Consider the following 264-nt stretch of genomic DNA (forward strand, 5'->3'; position numbering starts at 1 on the left):
GGTTGACCGGCTCGGGGGACAAGTTCAACCATCGCGGCCGGCGCCCTTGGGCCAGCGTGAATTTCATTGCCGCTCACGACGGCTTTACGTTGAACGATCTTGTCTCGTACAACGACAAGCACAACGAGGCGAACGGCGAAGACAACAAGGACGGACACTCGGACAACAAGTCGTGGAACATGGGCGTGGAAGGTCCGACCGACGACATCGATATTCGTCAGCAGCGTGAGCGTCAAAAGCGCAATCTGCTGTCCACGTTGCTGC

Annotated in this window: 1 pseudogene; it reads left to right on the top strand. The window is 58.0% G+C overall.

The features are described from left to right. A pseudogene (locus R0J87_RS21390) lies at positions 1–264 on the top strand (glycogen debranching protein GlgX); the annotation flags it as partial.

The sequence above is a fragment of the Halomonas sp. SIMBA_159 genome, assembly GCF_046536035.1.
Lineage (GTDB): Bacteria > Pseudomonadota > Gammaproteobacteria > Pseudomonadales > Halomonadaceae > Vreelandella > Vreelandella venusta_A.